This window comes from Solidesulfovibrio aerotolerans (genome assembly GCF_009856865.1).
GTDB lineage: Bacteria > Desulfobacterota > Desulfovibrionia > Desulfovibrionales > Desulfovibrionaceae > Solidesulfovibrio > Solidesulfovibrio aerotolerans.
Genome location: NZ_WVUD01000008.1, coordinates 21326 through 36146 on the forward strand (window position 1 = coordinate 21326; position 14821 = coordinate 36146).

The following is a 14821-nucleotide window of genomic DNA, read 5'->3' on the forward strand; positions in this document are numbered from 1 at the left end:
AGGCCGGCGGCCGGGCCGGGCTGGTGCGCCAGACCAGGCAGCGGCCAAACCGGCCAAGTCGGGCCGATCGGGCAGGCCGGACCGGAAGGGACGCGGACGCGCCTGACCGGCGTTAAAAGGGTGACAGCTTTTTCCAGAACGGCCGTCCATCGGGCGGGCGGCCGGGCTTGGCCCGGTTCTTTTCGTTTTTGCATTCCACCATGACAAACTGCTCGGTCGTGTCCTTGGCGCAACTGAAATAGACCTTGACCAGATAGCTGTTCTCATTGTGGAGCAGCCGGTATTCCAGGAGTTTTTTGCCGCCGGCGGCATCAGAAGCTTGATCGGCGGGACCGTACTGGGTGGTAAACTTGGCCGTGGCCCCGGCCAGATCGCAGCGGTCCAGCACGACTTCGGACGGGCTTAAGGCGAAGCTGTCCTTATAGATGCAGCTATTGTCCAGAATGCCTTTGCCGCCGGGATTGGTCTTGGTTTCGATAAAGGGTTTTTTGGCCAGAGCCTGCCCCAGGGCGTCGCCCTGGTGGTAGTCCTGGGCCAGGGCCGGCCCGGCGGCCAGGGTGGCGGCACACACGAGCGCCGCCACAATGGAGGGCACCGTGCGCCGGTCGGCGACCGGGAGGCGCGGGTCCAGGGCGGCGGGGTGGGCTTTGGACATGATCTCCTCCGTACGTCGGCTCGGGGAGGCGGGGTGGGGCGGCCCAAAGCCCCATGGCCGGGCCGCCCCACTCAGGGCGCAGCGTGCCGGCGGGTTGTCAGCGCAGTTCCGCAATCCAGCGGGCCACCGGCTCTTCGATGAGACGGCGGATTGCGGCCAGACGGGCCTCGGTTTCGGCCTCAAACCGCACCACCAGGGCCGGCTGGGTGTTGGAGGCGCGCAGCAGCCCCCAGCCGTCGGGGAAGGTGAGCCGCACCCCGTCCACGTCGATGACGTCGTACCCGGTGGCGAAATGGGCCTTGGCCCGGTCCACCACGGCGAACTTTATGGCGTCGGGGCAGTCGATGCGGATTTCCGGGGTGTTGACCGTCCCCGGCCAGTCGGCCAGCATTTCGCCCAGGGGCGTGGGCGAGGCGGCAACGATTTCGGCCAAGCGGGCGCTCGCGTAGATGGCGTCGTCAAACCCGTAGTAGCGGTCGGCGAAAAACATGTGCCCGCTCATTTCGCCGGCCAGCACGGCCCCGGTTTCCCGCATACGGGATTTGATCAGCGAATGGCCCGTGGCGGCCATGATGGGCTGCCCGCCGTGGGCGGCGATGTCTTTATACAGCAGATGGCTGCACTTGACCTCGCCGATGACCGTGGCGCCGGGGTGGTTCTTGAGTACCGCCCGGGCAAAGATGGCCAGGAGCTGGTCGCCGTAGAGGAGCCGGCCCGACGCGTCCACCACGCCGATGCGGTCGGCGTCGCCGTCCAGGCCCACGCCGAAGTCAGCCCCTTCAGCCACCACCCGGGCGGCCAGATCGGCCACGTTTTTTTCGATCACCGGATCAGGATGGTGGTTGGGGAAGCGGCCGTCGGGTTCGCAGTAAAGCGGTATGACCCGGGCTCCGGCCTGGCGCAGCACGTCGCAGCACACCAGCCCTCCGGCCCCGTTGCCGCCATCGACCACCACCGTGACCGCCCGGGGCAGGACCATCTGCTCGGCCACATGCTCGATGTAGGACGGGCGGATGTCGTGCTCGCAGACAATGCCGGCACCACGCAAAAAATCCCCGGCGGCCATGATGTCGTAGAGTTCCCGGATGTCGTCGGTGTGGATGGTGGTCTCGCCGGACCAGATCTTAAAACCGTTGAATTCTGAAGGGTTGTGGCTGGCCGTGACCACGACGCCGGCCTTTCGGCCCAGGGCCTTGACGGCATAATAGAACACGGGCGAGGGGACCATGCCCAGGCACACCACGTCGATGCCCGAAGCGGCCAGACCGGCGGTCAGCCGGGCCTGATAGCCTGGGGAACTGAGCCGGCAGTCATGGCCGACAACGGCCTGCTGCTGGCCTCGGCGCAAAAAAAACGTCCCCAGGGCCTGGCCCAGGCGCTCCACCCAGGCGTCATCGAAATCAATGTCAACCAGCCCCCGGATGTCGTAAGCCCGAAAGGGTCCGGGCAAAATAGGCTTCATGTCGTCTCCTTGATCCTGGCATCGTTCGTTTCCGGTCCCGGCGTCCCTTGACCTCGTGCCCGGTTGTCCCCTATTCCATGCCAATGAACTGGGATTGGGACAAGCTCTCCGAGCAAAAACGCCGTCAGGGAAATCCGATACCGGAACCCGGACGGCTGGGCGAGGACTTGGCCGACAGACTGTCGGACATCAAAAAACGGCTGCCCGGCGGCCCGAAACTCATCCTGGCTGCCATTGTCCTGTTGTGGGCCGCCAGCGGCATCTACATCGTGGAACCCGATGAAGCCGGCGTGGTGCAGCGTTTCGGTGCGTACGCCTATCAGACGGGTCCGGGGCCGCATTACCACTTACCGTTTCCCATCGAGACCGTAAAGACCCCGAAGGTTTCCCAGGTGCGCCGGGTGGAAGTGGGCTTTCGCACCTCCTCCCGCGACGGCCTGACCACCCAGTTTCGGGCGGTGCCGGAAGAGTCGCTTATGCTCACCGGGGACGAAAATATCGTGGATGTGCAGTTTATCGTGCAATATCAGATCAATAACCCCGTGGACTATCTGTTCAAGGTGGACCGGCCCGACGAGACGCTCAAAAGCGCGGCCGAAGCGGCCATGCGCGAGGTTATCGGCGACGCCAAGATCGACACGGTGCTCACCGCCGGCAAGGTCAAGGTGCAAGACGACACCAGGGTCCTGCTCCAGGATATGCTCAATCGCTACAACAGCGGCATCGACGTGGTGGCTGTGCAGTTGCAGGACGTGCACCCGCCCAAGGAAGTCGTGGACGCCTTTAAAGACGTGGCCAGCGCCAAGGAAGACAAGATCCGGTTCGTCAACGAAGCCGACTCCTACGCCAACGACATCGTGCCCAAGGCCCGGGGCCGGGCCGCTGCCGTGGTCAACGAGGCCGGGGCCTACCGGGAACAGGTCATCCGCCGGGTCAAGGGCGGCGCGGACCGCTTTTCGGCCCTGCGCACCGAATTTGACAAAGCCCCGGCCGTAACCCGGCAGCGGCTTTTTATTGAAGGCATGGAGACGCTGTTGTCCAATCCCGAACTGGAAAAGCTCATCATGAGCGAGGAAGCGGCCCGTCAGGCCGTGCCCTATCTGCCGCTGGAGTCCGTGCGGCCGGGGAGGCACGCACCTGAGGCACCGGTGGCCCAGGGGAGCCCGTCCGGCCAGCCCACCCCGGCAGGCAAGCCCAAGGGAGGCGCGCAGTGAAAACTTCCCTCGTGGTCGGGGCCGTGGTCTTTTTCCTGGTCCTCGTCACCGTCTCCCAGACGGTCTATGTGGTGGATCAGACCGAGACGGCCATTGTGCTGCAACTCGGCAAACCCGTGGCCGGTCCCATGGCCCCGGGACTGCATGTCAAGATTCCGTTTATCCAAAACGTGGTCACTTTCGACGCCCGGCTGCTCGAATACGACGCCAAAGCGGCCGAAGTGCTGACGCTGGATAAAAAGAATCTGGTCGTTGACAACTACGCCCGCTGGCGCATCACCGATCCGTTGCTGTTTTACCGCACCCTGCGCACCGTGGGCCGGGCCAACGCCCGCTTGGATGACATCATCTACGCCGAGTTGCGCGTGGCCCTTGGCCAGTACACCCTGCTTGACGTGGTCTCGGAAAAGCGCGCGGTCATTATGGGCGAGGTCATGAAGAAGGCCAGCCAGTTGCTGGCCCCCTATGGCCTGGAAGTGGTGGACGTGCGCATCAAGCGCACCGATCTGCCGCCGGAAAACGCCAACGCCATCTACGGCCGCATGAAGGCCGAGCGCGAACGGCAGGCCAAGCTGTACCGCTCCGAGGGCTGGGAAGAGATGGAAAAGATCAAGTCCGGTGCGGACAAGGACCGGGCTATTCTTTTGGCCGAGGCCGAGCGCCAGGCCGAGGTGCTGCGCGGCCAGGGCGATGCCGAGGCCGCTTCCGTGTGGGCCGAGGCGGTGAACAAGTCGCCGGAATTCTTCGGCTTCACCCGAAGCCTCGAAGCCTACCAGAAATCCTTTGCCCGCAATTCCCGCATCTTTCTCACCCCGGATAACCCGTTTCTCAAGTACATGCGTTGACCGCGCGTCCGGCCTGGGGCATGACTCCGGGCCGGGCGGCTTGACAAGGTCCGCGCCTTTGACGGAAGCTGCACCGCCTTTTCGGGCTATGGGAGCAACCGGCACCTTTCGCCGTCCCGCCCGCCAATCCCGCACCAATTCAAGAGGGGGAGACGATGGTTCTGGAGCTGATACGGCCCGGCACGAATATCAATTTTCTCAAGTACCGCAAACTGGCCTACCTCATTTCGGCGGCCATTATTCTGGCCGGCGTCGTGTCCCTGGCCGTCAAGGGCGGCCCGCGCTTCGGCGTGGACTTCTCCGGTGGCCTGTCCATCCAGGTCCGCTTTGCCAAGACCATGGACGTGGAGCAGATCGCCAAGGCCGTGGAAGGCGTGGGGCTGGAAAACATCGTGGTCCAGCGTTTCGGCCAGGACGACGGCAACGAGTTCCTCATCCGGGCCTCGGACCACGAGATCAACCAGGAAACCGTGCGCACCAGCATTGAAAGTGCCCTGGCCAAGAATCTGCCCGACTCGGGCTATGCCGTCCAACGCCTGGAGATGGTCGGCCCCAAGGTCGGCGCGGATCTGCGCGGCAAGGCGCTCGAAGCCATTTTCTATTCGGTGCTCCTGATTGCCATCTACATCTCAGGGCGTTTCGAACAGCGCTGGATGGCGGCCGGGCTTATGGCGGCCGGGCTTTCCGGCGGCATCTATCTGCTCAAGCTGGTCGGGGCCTCCACGGTCTGGCTCATCGTCGCCGCCATGGCCATCACGCTGGTCCTGTGCTTCGTCATGCGCCTGAAATACGCCCTGGGGGCGGTGGTGGCCGACCTGCACGACATCCTGATCACCATTGCCGTTTTTTCGCTGCTCGACCTGGAATTCGACCTGACCATCGTGGCCGCGCTTTTAACCATCCTGGGCTATTCGTTAAACGACACCATCATCGTCTACGACCGCATCCGGGAAAAGCTGCGCGGTGTGGACAAGTCCATGCCTTTTGAGCAGGTCATCAACCAGAGCGTCAACGAGACCCTCTCGCGCACCATCCTGACCGCCGGCACGACGCTTATAACTGTTTCCTGCCTGTTTTTCCTGGGCGGGCCGGTCATCCACGACTTCTCCCTGGCCATGCTCATCGGCATCCTGGCCGGCACGTATTCCTCGGTCTTTGTAGCCAGCCCGATTCTGCTTGACCTTGGCTCGGGCCTCAATAAACCCGCCCCGGCCGAGCCGACCTCCGGCCCCCGGGTCAACGCCGCCAGGGCCTAGATTCGCTTTACGGTTCGGCGTCTGCCCCAACCCAAAAAGGCCGCCCCGGTTCGGGGCGGCCTTTTTTGCGTTCCAGGTGTCGGGCCGCAGGGCGGCGGGTCAGGCAGCGTGCCGGCGGCTGGGGCGCAACAAACACCAGCACTGTGCCTGGGAGAGACAACCGGGGAAGACCTGGACCCCCACCCCCGCTGGCATCTCACAGAAGCCGTCGAAAAGGCCCCGGTCGCTGTCGCCGGTCGCCATGCGCCAGTCTGCGGCCGGCAAAACGCTGGCGCGGGGTGCCCTCGGCGCGCGGCCAATCGGTAGGTGAGGCGCTCCGTCTGGCGGCCGGCAAAAACCCTGGCGCGGGTTGCCGGCCGGGCAGGGGGTCAGGGCGTGGTCTTGGGCGCTTTGACGCTCTTGGCGGCTTCGTGGGCAGACAACTCGCGCTCGGCGTTTTCGAGTTCCTTTTGGGCCGCCGCTTTGGCCCGGCTGTACTGCTCAACGGCCTCGGGAAAGCCATCCTTGCGGGCGTCTTCCTCAGCCTGGCTGTACCGCAGCGCGGCGTTGCGGTAGTTTTTTACTTTTTCTTCCAAGTAGAGGCCCTGCTCGGAAGCGGACAAGGACTTTTTCGAGGCGGTGGTGGAGCACCCCGCCAGGGCCACAGCCAAAACAAGGGCCAGGGTACAACTTACACACAGGGAACGAATTGATTGCATAGGGGAATGGGGGGGGTTGTCGGCCCAGGCCGTCCGAAAGGCAGGAGCGGAACCTAGAGCCGGATGTTGACGATGCCGCCTTGGGCGACCTCTACCACGCCAGCAACGACCGGCGTCACACCGCCGGCAGGGGCGGGTTCGACATGGCCGGCGGGCTGGACCTCAAAGGGGCCGGTGGGCGGGGTGGTCTGGACAATGCCGGCCGGGGAAGGGGTGACAACCCCCGGTGGCAGCGCTTCGGTGTGGCCCGGGGGCATCGCCTCAAAGTGTCCGGGTGGTCCCGCTTCGATGTGTCCGGCCGGGGTGACGGCGTCAGACATGGCCTTCCTCCAGCAGCGATGCATACGCCACTGCTTGGCCTATGCACCACTTTGGCCGGCAGCGCAATCCTTGACCGCTCTGAGCAGAAGGGGCTGCCCTTAAGCGGCCTTGGCAGAGGTGCGCCGGGAGCGGACCAGCGTCTCGGTGGCCAGACCGGCCAGATACAGCACGCCGCGCAGCAACAAGGGCAGGTGCTGCGCCGCAGGCTGGGCGGCGGGAGCCTCAAGGCCGGGGATGGCCTCGTCGCGCACCCCGGTGAGGCGGCGATAAATCGTGCGGGCTTCCAGGTGCCGTTCGTTGAGGCTGATCCCCTTGCGCACGGCCCGTTCGGCCAGATCCGGGCGGCGCAGGAAATGGTAGGCCTTGGACAGCCCGACATAGGCGTCGGCGTTTTTGGGGGCCAGCTCCAGGGCCAGCCGGTACAGCGACACGGCGGCGGTGTAGTGGCGCTCGCCCAAAAGCTCGTGGCCAAGGGCCAAAAAGGGGTTGAACCCGGCCTCGTCGGCGGCCAGCAGGCTGACGAACTGGTCGCGCAGTTCGACAAACCGGCGTTCCCGGGCGCAGGCCGAGGCCGCCTGCTTCATGTAGTGGCGGTACTGGCGCGTGCTGCCCTTGGCCAGCCAGGCCCGGGCCAGGCCGAGATGGGCTTCGACATAGAGCTTGTTGACGGCCAGGGCCTTGTGAAAGGCCAAAATGGCCCGCTCCACATCGCGAACGGCCAGGGCGGCCATGCCTTCCTCAAAAAGGCGCGGGGCGGTGTCCGGGGCCTTGGCCAAGGCGGCAAAGGCGTGCTGGGCTCCGGCCACGTCGCCGGCCGCTTCCTTGTGCACGGCCCGGGCCAGGGCGGCCCGCTCGGCAGCGGCAAACCGGGTCATATGGGCGGCCATGGCCAGATGGCGCTGGAAGGTCACCTCGGAATAGGGGCGCAGCATAAAACCGGCCACGCCGAGCTTGACGGCGGAGAGGACATCGGCCTTGGTGCCGCCGGCGGCGGTCAGGATGACGGGTGCTGCGGCCAGGGCCGGATCGGCCCGAAGCGCCGCGACGAAATCCCGGCCGTCCATGTCGGTGAGCTTGTCGTCGCACAAAACAAGCGTCAGGCCGTCGCGGCGAAGGGCAGCCAAGGCCTCGGCCCCGGAGGCGACATGGCGCACGGCAAAAATGCGGGCGCGCTTTAAAAAGTCGCGGTCAACCCGGGCATGGCCGTCGCTGGCGCTGACGATCAGGGCTGTGGCAAACAGGGCGGCAGGGGTGGTGGGCTCGGTCATGATCGCGTCCTCGCTTCCGGGATTCCGGCGTGCCGGGTTCCAGTGGCCTATGCCACCGTATCGGCCGGGAGCGGGAATGCTTTAGAGCCGGGGCAAACGAAAACCGCCCGCCGGCTGCTGCCGACGGGCGGATATACTTTGCGGGAACGGTCCGGCTTACAGGGCGGCCGTTTTTTTGATCAGGCGCACGAGCTGGTGGGTGAAGCCGGCTTCGTTGTCGTACCAGGACAACACCTTGGCCATGGTGCCGTCCAGCACTTGCGAGGCCTTGGAATCCACCACGCCGCCGTGGGTGTCGCCCACGAAATCAATGGACACCAGCGGTTCGTCGGTAAAGCCCATGCCGTCGCCGGCGGCGGCGGCCAAAACGGCCAGCATGCCGGCGGTGTCGGTGGGCTTTTCCAGCTCGCAGGTGAAATCCACCACCGAGACATTGGGCGTGGGCACGCGGATGGACATGCCGTCGAGGCGGCCGGTCAAGGCCGGGATGACCTTGGTCACGGCCCGGGCGGCACCGGTGGTGGTGGGGATCATGGACAGGGCGCAGGCCCGGCCGCGCCGCCAGTCCTTGTGGGAGCCGTCGAGGATGCGCTGGCTCATGGTGTAGGAATGGATGGTGGTCATAAGGCCGTGCTTGATGCCAAAGGCGTCGTTGAGGGCCTTGGCCACGGGAGCCAGACAGTTGGTGGTGCAGGAGGCGTTGGAAATGATGCGGTGCTCGGGTTTGAGCTCGTGGTCGTTAACACCCATGACGATGGTGACGTCTTCGTTTTTGCCGGGAGCGCTGATGATGACCTTTTCGGCCCCGCACTGGTGGTGCTTTTCGCAAGATTCCCGATCCACGAATTTGCCGGTGGTTTCGATCACATAGCGGCAGCCGAGATCCTTCCAGCGCCATTCGCCGCCGGCGTGGCGGCTGATCTTGACCAGCTTGTCGTTAATGATCAGCCCTTCGTCGCAGGGAACCACCGTGCCGGCAAACCGGCCATGCACCGAATCGTATTTGAGCAGATGGGCCAGTTGGGCATTGTCGGCCCGGGCATTGATGGCCATAAGCGTAATGTCGGGGTCGGTGGCAAGCAGTCGCGTCAAATACCGGCCGATCCGGCCAAATCCGTTGATGCCGATGGTAACCGCCATATCCGTGTCCTCCTGGGAATAAAAGCGTGTCGGAAGCGGGATGCGTCCGCACCCCGGCCCGGGGCGGGCGCACGATTCGTCGGGCAGTCCGCAAGCGCGCAAAATGATAAGCCGAGCCTCGGTTTTGTGTCAACAAAACGTCGGTTTGCCGACTCCGGGCCAAATCCATGGGACAGCGGTGCAACTATTGCGGCAGCAGCCACTTGTCATCGACTTCAAACAACGGAAAAGCCGGCTGGGGCTCGGGCGCACCCTTGATCATGGCGTCGTAGCAGGTCCGTTCCTGGGCCATGGCCCGGTTGTCGGTCATGCGGATGACGTTGCCGGACGGATTTTCGTCGCTGGTTTCCTCAAAATGCTCCAGCAAAATGTCCATGCCCTTGCTTTTGTTGGCCCCAAACACCCAGCGAAAGCCCTTGTACTTGGCTGCCTTGGGTGCCGGCAACGGCAGGGGCACGCCGTAGCGGTCGGTCAAGGTCCGGGTGAGCTTGTCAAACAGGGCCTTGGACCCGTCTTTATATTGCAAACGGATGCGCTCCACGCGATTCTGGGTAGCACAGCCGCCCAAAAGCACATAGCCGGCGATAAAGCCCTTGGTAGGCTTGAGATTGGCCCGCACCAGCCATGGTTTGTCCCACAACGGGGCAACCCGGGCCAGATCAAGACGGTCCCGCATATCCTCGGCATTGGCCCCCATGGCAATGCCGGCCAGTTGGGACGGAGCCTCGGCCGCCCCAAGCGGACCAGCGGACAGCGCGAGGCACAAAACGGCCGAGGCCAGAACAACCAGACAATGCATAGGCAGCTCCTTTAACCAGATGATACACGGTGATTGAACCACAAAACCGGAAGCGGCGACATTGTCAAGGCTGCGCGCTCCCCCCTTGCCGGTCTGACCGCCATGGCGTAGGAAGAAGCCCACGTACACTTTCCGGGCGCATCCTGCCCCTGTTGCCAGCCAAGGAGAATACTATGTCAAAAAAGGCCCTGGTCCTTACCGCTTTGCTTGTTTGTGTGGTTTTGTGCCTTCCCGCCTATGCGGGACCAAAGACCGCTCCGGCCGCCCCGGCCGCTGCCGCCGCTTCCTTTGTCGGTTCGGGCAGCGGGACGTTCGCCCATGCCTGGACCAGCTACTCCGAAAAGGAAAAGCGATCCTTTCTTTTCGGCCTGGCCACGGCTGTTCGCATCATGTGCACCGACATCTCCAGCATGCAAAAAGATGCCAAAGGCCCGGCGATTGAAGCCAATTTCCGGGAATGCTTTAATTCCTACGCCGGCATGGAGCCGGAGCGCCTGATTGCAGCCATGAACGCCCTGTACGCCGATTCCAAAAACGCCATGATTCCTCTCGATGGCGCGTACAAGATCTCGCTTATGCAGGTGCGCGGCGACAAGGTTGACGACATCATCATCCAGTCCCGCAAATACGGCGAAGGCCTGCGTAAGGAAATCGACCAGCAGCGCCAGAAGGGCGGTCAGTAGCCCCACCGGTTCCGGTTCTTTTTTCAAGCAGATGCGGCCCAAAGGGCCGCATCTGCTTCCCACGCTCCCCCCGCCTCAATAATCCCACTTCCAGTTGACCCCCACGCCTTGTTTGTTGTCGGTGCCCACGCGGCTGTCCACGGTGATGTTGGGCGTGACCTGCACTTCCACGGACACGGCACCGCTTTGCGCGCCCATGCCCTGTTCGACGCCCACGGTGACGCCTTGAAAGATTTCCTTGCCGGCTTTGAGCACCGAGCCGGTCAGGCCGCTTTTGCCGGTCACAATGGTCAGTTGGTCCAGGCCCAGGACGCGCCGGGTGCGGGCCAGGATGCTGGTCGGCGTGCCGCCGGCGTAGAGGGAGGCGGCGGCCTGGGCCAGTTGGGCGGCCTGGATGGGGGACAGGGAGCCGGCGCTTTGGCCAAAGAGCAGGCGAGAAAGGATTTCGTCCCGGGGCAGGGGCGGGGTGGAGGTCAGGGTGATGCTGGGGTTGTCGGCGTCGCCGGTGATGGCGATACCGGCGGTGATGTTGTTGGCCGTGGTCTCGGCCCGGATATCGAAGGTCGGGGTGGGAGGGGAGCTGCCGGTGAAGGCCAGTTCGCCCTTGGTGATTTCAAGGCTGGTGCCGAGGAGGTCGAGGCTGCCTTTGGCCACGGTGTATTTGCCAAGGATGCTCGGGGCGGCGGCCGTGCCTTTGATGTCGAGCTGGCCGGTCCAGCGGGATTCGAGGCCCAGGCCTCGCACGAAGACGGTCTGTCCCAGGGCCAGCCTGAGGTCGAGGTCCAGGCGGCGGGCCACGGCCGGGGGTTGGGGTAGGGATTTGGCCGGTTTTTTGGGGGCGGCCGGGTCGTTGATATAGGTGACCGGGATGACGGTCACGTCCGGGGGCAGCGAGGTCGGCAGATTGATTTCGGCCGGGCCGATGCTGACGGTTCCGGCGGCAAGCAGATGGCTTAGGGTGCCGGTGACGCGCACGGTGCCGTCAGCGGCGGCGGTGGCCAGATCAAGCCCGACCAGCCGCAGGCGGGTCAGGCGCAGGCTGAGGTCCACCGGGCTTTGGCTGGGGTCGGCAAAGCCGACGGAGCCGGTGAGCTCGAAGCTGCCGCCCCGGCCGTCCTGGCCCGAGGCTTTGGCGATGGTCAGCACGCCGCCGGCCGCCTGGGCCGACAGGGTCAGGTTGGTCAGGACCAGCCCGGCATCGGCGTTTTCCAGGCGGCTGGCGGCCAGGGCCACGGCCCCGGAGGCGGTGGGGACGGCCAGGGTGCCGCCCAGGGCCAGGTCGGCGGTGAGGCGGCCGACCAGCCGGGTGTTAAAGCGGGCCAGGATCGTAGCCAGATCGGCCAGATCGGCGTCGGCCCGAAGCTGGCCGGTCAGGGCACCGTTTTGCGGCAGATCAAAAACGAACGGGGCCAGGGACAGGCGCACGGGCAGGCCGGCCTTGGCTGTTATGGCATCGGCCTTGCTCTTGCCGGCGACACCGGCCGTTACGTCCAGGCGCGTGGCGGAACAGACGGCCTTGGTCCAGACGGCGACCGTCGGCAGGCCGCTGCCTTTGTCCGAGGCCAGCCGCAGGCCGGCGAGGTTGGCCTCGGCAATGATCTGGGGCTTGGCCGGGGTGCCGGACAGGGTGGCGGTCAGGCTGCCGGTGCCGTCCATGCCGGCCAGGCCAAAAAGGGATAAAAGCGGCAAGGGAAAGCGTTCGACGCTGGCCTTGCCGACCGCTTCGCCGGGCGAGAAGCTCCCAGACGCCGTGATTTTGGCTTTGTCAAAGGCCAGGGCCAGCCCGTCAAGCCGGGTTGCGCCGTGGCCAAAGGTCAGGGCGGCCGGGGCAGTCAGGGAAAATTTGCGGCCGTCCAGGCTCCCGGCGAGGCTTTGCACGGTGAGGCGCTCCCGGCCGGCCTCGGCCGGGGCGAGGCTGGCCCTGGCGCTGGCTTCCAGGGCCCTCTGGCCGGCGATGCGCCCCTTGGCCTCGGTGGCCACGGCCAGGGTGCGGCCGTCGCCCGTGGCGGCCAGCGTCAGGCTGGCCAGGGACGCGCCAGCGGCATCCAGGCCTTTGCCGGCCAGATTGGCTTTGCCCCGGGGGCGGCCGGTCAGGTCGTCGAGGTTGGCCGTGGCGGTCAGGCTGGCGGCGCTTAAGCCCGGCAGCCGCAGGTTGGCGGCGCTCAGGTCAAGGGTCAGGGACTGGTTTGCCCCTTTGCTGCCGGCGGCAGCGCTCACTTTGAGGCTGCCGGCCAGGGGCAGGCCCACAAACCGGCCAAGGCCCGACAGATTGGCGGCCTGGCCGGTCAATTTGCCGGTGACGCGGCCCGAGGCCGTGTCGATGTCGGCCTCGCCGGCAAAGGCGGCCTCCGGGGCGGTGAGCTTGGCATCATTGAGGCGCAGGCGGTCGCCGGCCAGGGCGTAGGCCGTCTCCAGGCGGGCCGTTTCCCCTTCGCGCCGGGCAGTGAGCAAAAGCCGGCCGGACGGACGGGCGAAGGTGTCGGCCATGGAGAGGTCCAAGGCCGCTTCGGCCAGGGCCAGATCGGCCACATGGAGCCGCTCGGCCAAGGCTTTGGCGCTCAGTCGCGGCGCAGCGGCCGGGCCGGACAGTGCGACATCAGCCTCCAGCGAGCCGGCGCACGGCTGGCCCAGGGCCGGGGCCAGCAGGGACAGATCCGCGACCTTGAGGCTGGTTTTGGCCGTCAAGGCGTCGGTTTTGGCCTCAAAGCGGCCGGAACCAGCGAGGGTTACCCCTTTGCCGGTCAAAGTGAGGTCGGACAGGGCCAGCCCGGCCGGGGAAAAAGCGGCGTCGGCAGCCAGACGTGGCGTGGGGCCGAGCAGGGCAGCCAGGGCCGTGGCCGCAGTGTCGTTTGTGGACGGGGCGGCCAGCCGGGACAGGTCAAGCAGCAGCTTGGCCTTGCCCGACCCGGTGGTATCGGAGGCGATGTCGGCGGCGATGGTGGCAGCGCCGGTCAGGTGCAGGCCGGCCAGGGAGGCCGCCCCGGTCAGCTCGGCCACGGCCACGGCCAGCCGCCCGGCCAGATGCTCGCCGTCCAGACGGGCCTCGGCCAGGGAGGCCGAACCGCCGGAACCGGTCAGTGTGGCCTTTTCGACGGCCAGGGCACCGGTCGGGTCCAGGCTGCCCTTGGCGGCAAGGGTCAGGGCCTGGCCCAAAAGCGTGGTCCCGTCCGGGCCGGCCAGTCCGGTAAGCGTGCCCGAGGCGGCCAGGGTTGCGCCGGGGAAGGTGTCGGCCAGGGGACCGGTGGGCGTGGCAGTGGCGCTCAGATCGGCGGCGGTTAGCGAAAGCGGGCCGGCGTGAAAATCCGAGGCCGTGACCTGGGCGCTGAGGTTTGGCCGCGACAGGGTGCCGGCGGCCGTCACCGTGGCCTGCAGGCGGCCGCCCAGGCTGTCGTCCAGGCGGGCGGCGTCGGTCAGGTCCAGGCGGGCCGCAGCGGTCAGGGCGTCGCTGGCCGGGTCCAGGCTGGCGGTCAGGGACAGGCTGCCGGCTGCGGCCGTGATCTCGGCCCGGTCCAGGGTGAGGGCGTCGTGGGCGATGCCGACGCGGCCGGCCAGGGCGCATTGGGGCTTTGGGCCGAGCAGGCTTTCGAGAAAGGCCGGCAGCAGCCCCGGCGGCGGGGCGGCGGTGGCGGTGACGGAAAAGGCGGCCATGGCGTCCTTGGCCAGGGGCACGGCCAGCCCCAGGTCGGCGGCCAGCAGTTCGCTTTGGCCCAGGCTGGCGGTCAGCCGGCCCTTCCAGGCGTCCAGGGGACCGTCGCCGGTCAGGGTGGCGGCCAGGGCCGGGGCTTGCGGCCCGGCCAGGGCGCTGGCGAGGAGTCCGCCCGGGGCGTCGTTTAGATTGGCTTTGATGGCCAGCCGCCACTGGGCGTAATTGAGCGCCGCTCCCACGGTCAGGCTCAGGGGGGCGTCGCCGTCCAGGCGTTTGGCGGCCAGGGACAGGGCCGCCGCCCCGTTGCCCGATTCGGCCAGCCGGCCGGAGAGGGCGAGCTGGGCGGCCTGCCCGGTGAGTTCCTTGTCGAGGATAAGCCGCTCCACGGCCAGCCGGTTGACCAGGATGGGCGGCAGGGAGGGAAAGCGCGGCGGCCACTGGAGGGTGGTCGGGGTGCGGTGGTCTTGGGGAATGTGCGGCGCGCGTGTCAGGCGCACCACCTTGGCGGCGAGTTCGTTAATAACCACCCGGCCGCGCAGCAAGGCTGCCGGCGACCAGGCAAAATCGGCTTCGCCGATGATCAGCCAGGGGCCCCGGTCGTCGGCCAGGGCAAAGCGGCCGACATGCAGGGAAAAGGGGAGCACCCCCGAAACTTCTTCGATGCGGGCGTGAAAGCCGGAGCCGGCGGCAATGGCCCGCTCGGCGATGTGGGCGGCGGTGCCAAGGCCCCACGGGGTGAGCACAAAGCCCCACAGGGCCAAGACCGCGACCAGCACGCCGGCCAGACCGCGCAGAAGGCCGTGTCCAAGGGACCGGGACGGAGAAGGAGCCGGA

Annotated in this window: 12 protein-coding genes; 4 read left to right on the forward strand and 8 right to left on the reverse strand. The window is 66.3% G+C overall.

Annotated elements, in window-relative coordinates; all coding sequences use genetic code 11:
- Positions 1 to 112: 112 nt before the first annotated feature.
- Positions 113 to 655 (reverse strand): hypothetical protein, encoded by a 543-nt coding sequence (locus GTA51_RS06680; protein WP_246198024.1) that lies wholly within the window; start codon positions 653 to 655, stop codon positions 113 to 115.
- Between the two features lie 97 nt (positions 656 to 752).
- A complete protein-coding gene (locus GTA51_RS06685) occupies positions 753 to 2117 on the reverse strand; it encodes a phosphomannomutase/phosphoglucomutase (protein WP_160959723.1) in 1365 nt (454 codons plus the stop codon).
- A gap of 83 nt (positions 2118 to 2200) precedes the next feature.
- On the opposite strand from GTA51_RS06685, the gene hflK reads away from it, so the two are divergent.
- The 3 genes from hflK (at position 2201) to secF (ending at position 5432) form a co-directional block, all read left to right on the forward strand.
- On the forward strand, positions 2201 to 3331 hold the full coding sequence (hflK, locus tag GTA51_RS06690) for an FtsH protease activity modulator HflK (RefSeq protein WP_160959851.1): 1131 nt from the start codon (positions 2201 to 2203) through the stop codon (positions 3329 to 3331).
- Positions 3328 to 4176 (forward strand): protease modulator HflC, encoded by an 849-nt coding sequence (gene hflC / locus GTA51_RS06695; RefSeq protein ID WP_160959725.1) that lies wholly within the window; start codon positions 3328 to 3330, stop codon positions 4174 to 4176. Before hflK ends, hflC begins: the two co-directional genes overlap by 4 nt.
- Before the next feature lie 155 nt (positions 4177 to 4331).
- Positions 4332 to 5432, forward strand: a complete 1101-nt coding sequence (gene secF / locus GTA51_RS06700) for a protein translocase subunit SecF (RefSeq protein WP_160959726.1) — start codon at positions 4332 to 4334, stop codon at positions 5430 to 5432.
- A 368-nt stretch (positions 5433 to 5800) separates the two neighbouring features.
- Here the strand turns inward: secF and GTA51_RS06705 are convergent, their stop codons facing one another.
- The 5 genes from GTA51_RS06705 to GTA51_RS06725 form a co-directional block, all read right to left on the reverse strand.
- On the reverse strand, positions 5801 to 6007 hold the full coding sequence (locus GTA51_RS06705; RefSeq protein ID WP_160959728.1) for a hypothetical protein: 207 nt from the start codon (positions 6005 to 6007) through the stop codon (positions 5801 to 5803).
- Between the two features lie 176 nt (positions 6008 to 6183).
- On the reverse strand, positions 6184 to 6450 hold the full coding sequence (locus GTA51_RS06710; protein ID WP_160959730.1) for a hypothetical protein: 267 nt from the start codon (positions 6448 to 6450) through the stop codon (positions 6184 to 6186).
- Between the two features lie 99 nt (positions 6451 to 6549).
- The gene (locus GTA51_RS06715; protein WP_160959731.1) at positions 6550 to 7719 is read right to left on the reverse strand and encodes a response regulator; all 1170 of its coding nucleotides are present in this window, start codon (positions 7717 to 7719) and stop codon (positions 6550 to 6552) included.
- Positions 7720 to 7875: 156 nt separating this feature from the next.
- Positions 7876 to 8859, reverse strand: coding sequence for a type I glyceraldehyde-3-phosphate dehydrogenase (gene gap, locus GTA51_RS06720; protein ID WP_160959733.1), 984 nt, complete (start codon positions 8857 to 8859; stop codon positions 7876 to 7878).
- A 184-nt stretch (positions 8860 to 9043) separates the two neighbouring features.
- Complete coding sequence (locus GTA51_RS06725) at positions 9044 to 9658, reverse strand: hypothetical protein (protein ID WP_160959735.1); 615 nt, start codon at positions 9656 to 9658, stop codon at positions 9044 to 9046.
- Between the two features lie 173 nt (positions 9659 to 9831).
- On the opposite strand from GTA51_RS06725, the gene GTA51_RS06730 reads away from it, so the two are divergent.
- Positions 9832 to 10341 carry a hypothetical protein gene (locus GTA51_RS06730; RefSeq protein ID WP_160959736.1) on the forward strand — a complete coding sequence of 170 codons (510 nt, stop codon included), beginning with the start codon at positions 9832 to 9834 and terminating at the stop codon, positions 10339 to 10341.
- Positions 10342 to 10416: 75 nt separating this feature from the next.
- Here the strand turns inward: GTA51_RS06730 and GTA51_RS06735 are convergent, their stop codons facing one another.
- Positions 10417 to 14763, reverse strand: a complete 4347-nt coding sequence (locus tag GTA51_RS06735) for a translocation/assembly module TamB domain-containing protein (RefSeq protein ID WP_343039491.1) — start codon at positions 14761 to 14763, stop codon at positions 10417 to 10419.
- Positions 14764 to 14821: the final 58 nt, after the last annotated feature.

What these genes read in the sequence shown, in the direction of transcription:
- GTA51_RS06680 (WP_246198024.1), bottom strand. Translation starts at nt 655, where the DNA reads ATGTCCAAAGCCCACCCCGCCGCCCTGGACCCGCGCCTCCCGGTCGCC.
- GTA51_RS06685 (WP_160959723.1), bottom strand. Translation starts at nt 2,117, where the DNA reads ATGAAGCCTATTTTGCCCGGACCCTTTCGGGCTTACGACATCCGGGGG.
- hflK (WP_160959851.1), top strand. Translation starts at nt 2,201, where the DNA reads ATGAACTGGGATTGGGACAAGCTCTCCGAGCAAAAACGCCGTCAGGGA.
- secF (WP_160959726.1), top strand. Translation starts at nt 4,332, where the DNA reads ATGGTTCTGGAGCTGATACGGCCCGGCACGAATATCAATTTTCTCAAG.
- GTA51_RS06710 (WP_160959730.1), bottom strand. Translation starts at nt 6,450, where the DNA reads ATGTCTGACGCCGTCACCCCGGCCGGACACATCGAAGCGGGACCACCC.
- GTA51_RS06715 (WP_160959731.1), bottom strand. Translation starts at nt 7,719, where the DNA reads ATGACCGAGCCCACCACCCCTGCCGCCCTGTTTGCCACAGCCCTGATC.
- gap (WP_160959733.1), bottom strand. Translation starts at nt 8,859, where the DNA reads ATGGCGGTTACCATCGGCATCAACGGATTTGGCCGGATCGGCCGGTAT.
- GTA51_RS06725 (WP_160959735.1), bottom strand. Translation starts at nt 9,658, where the DNA reads ATGCATTGTCTGGTTGTTCTGGCCTCGGCCGTTTTGTGCCTCGCGCTG.
- GTA51_RS06730 (WP_160959736.1), top strand. Translation starts at nt 9,832, where the DNA reads ATGTCAAAAAAGGCCCTGGTCCTTACCGCTTTGCTTGTTTGTGTGGTT.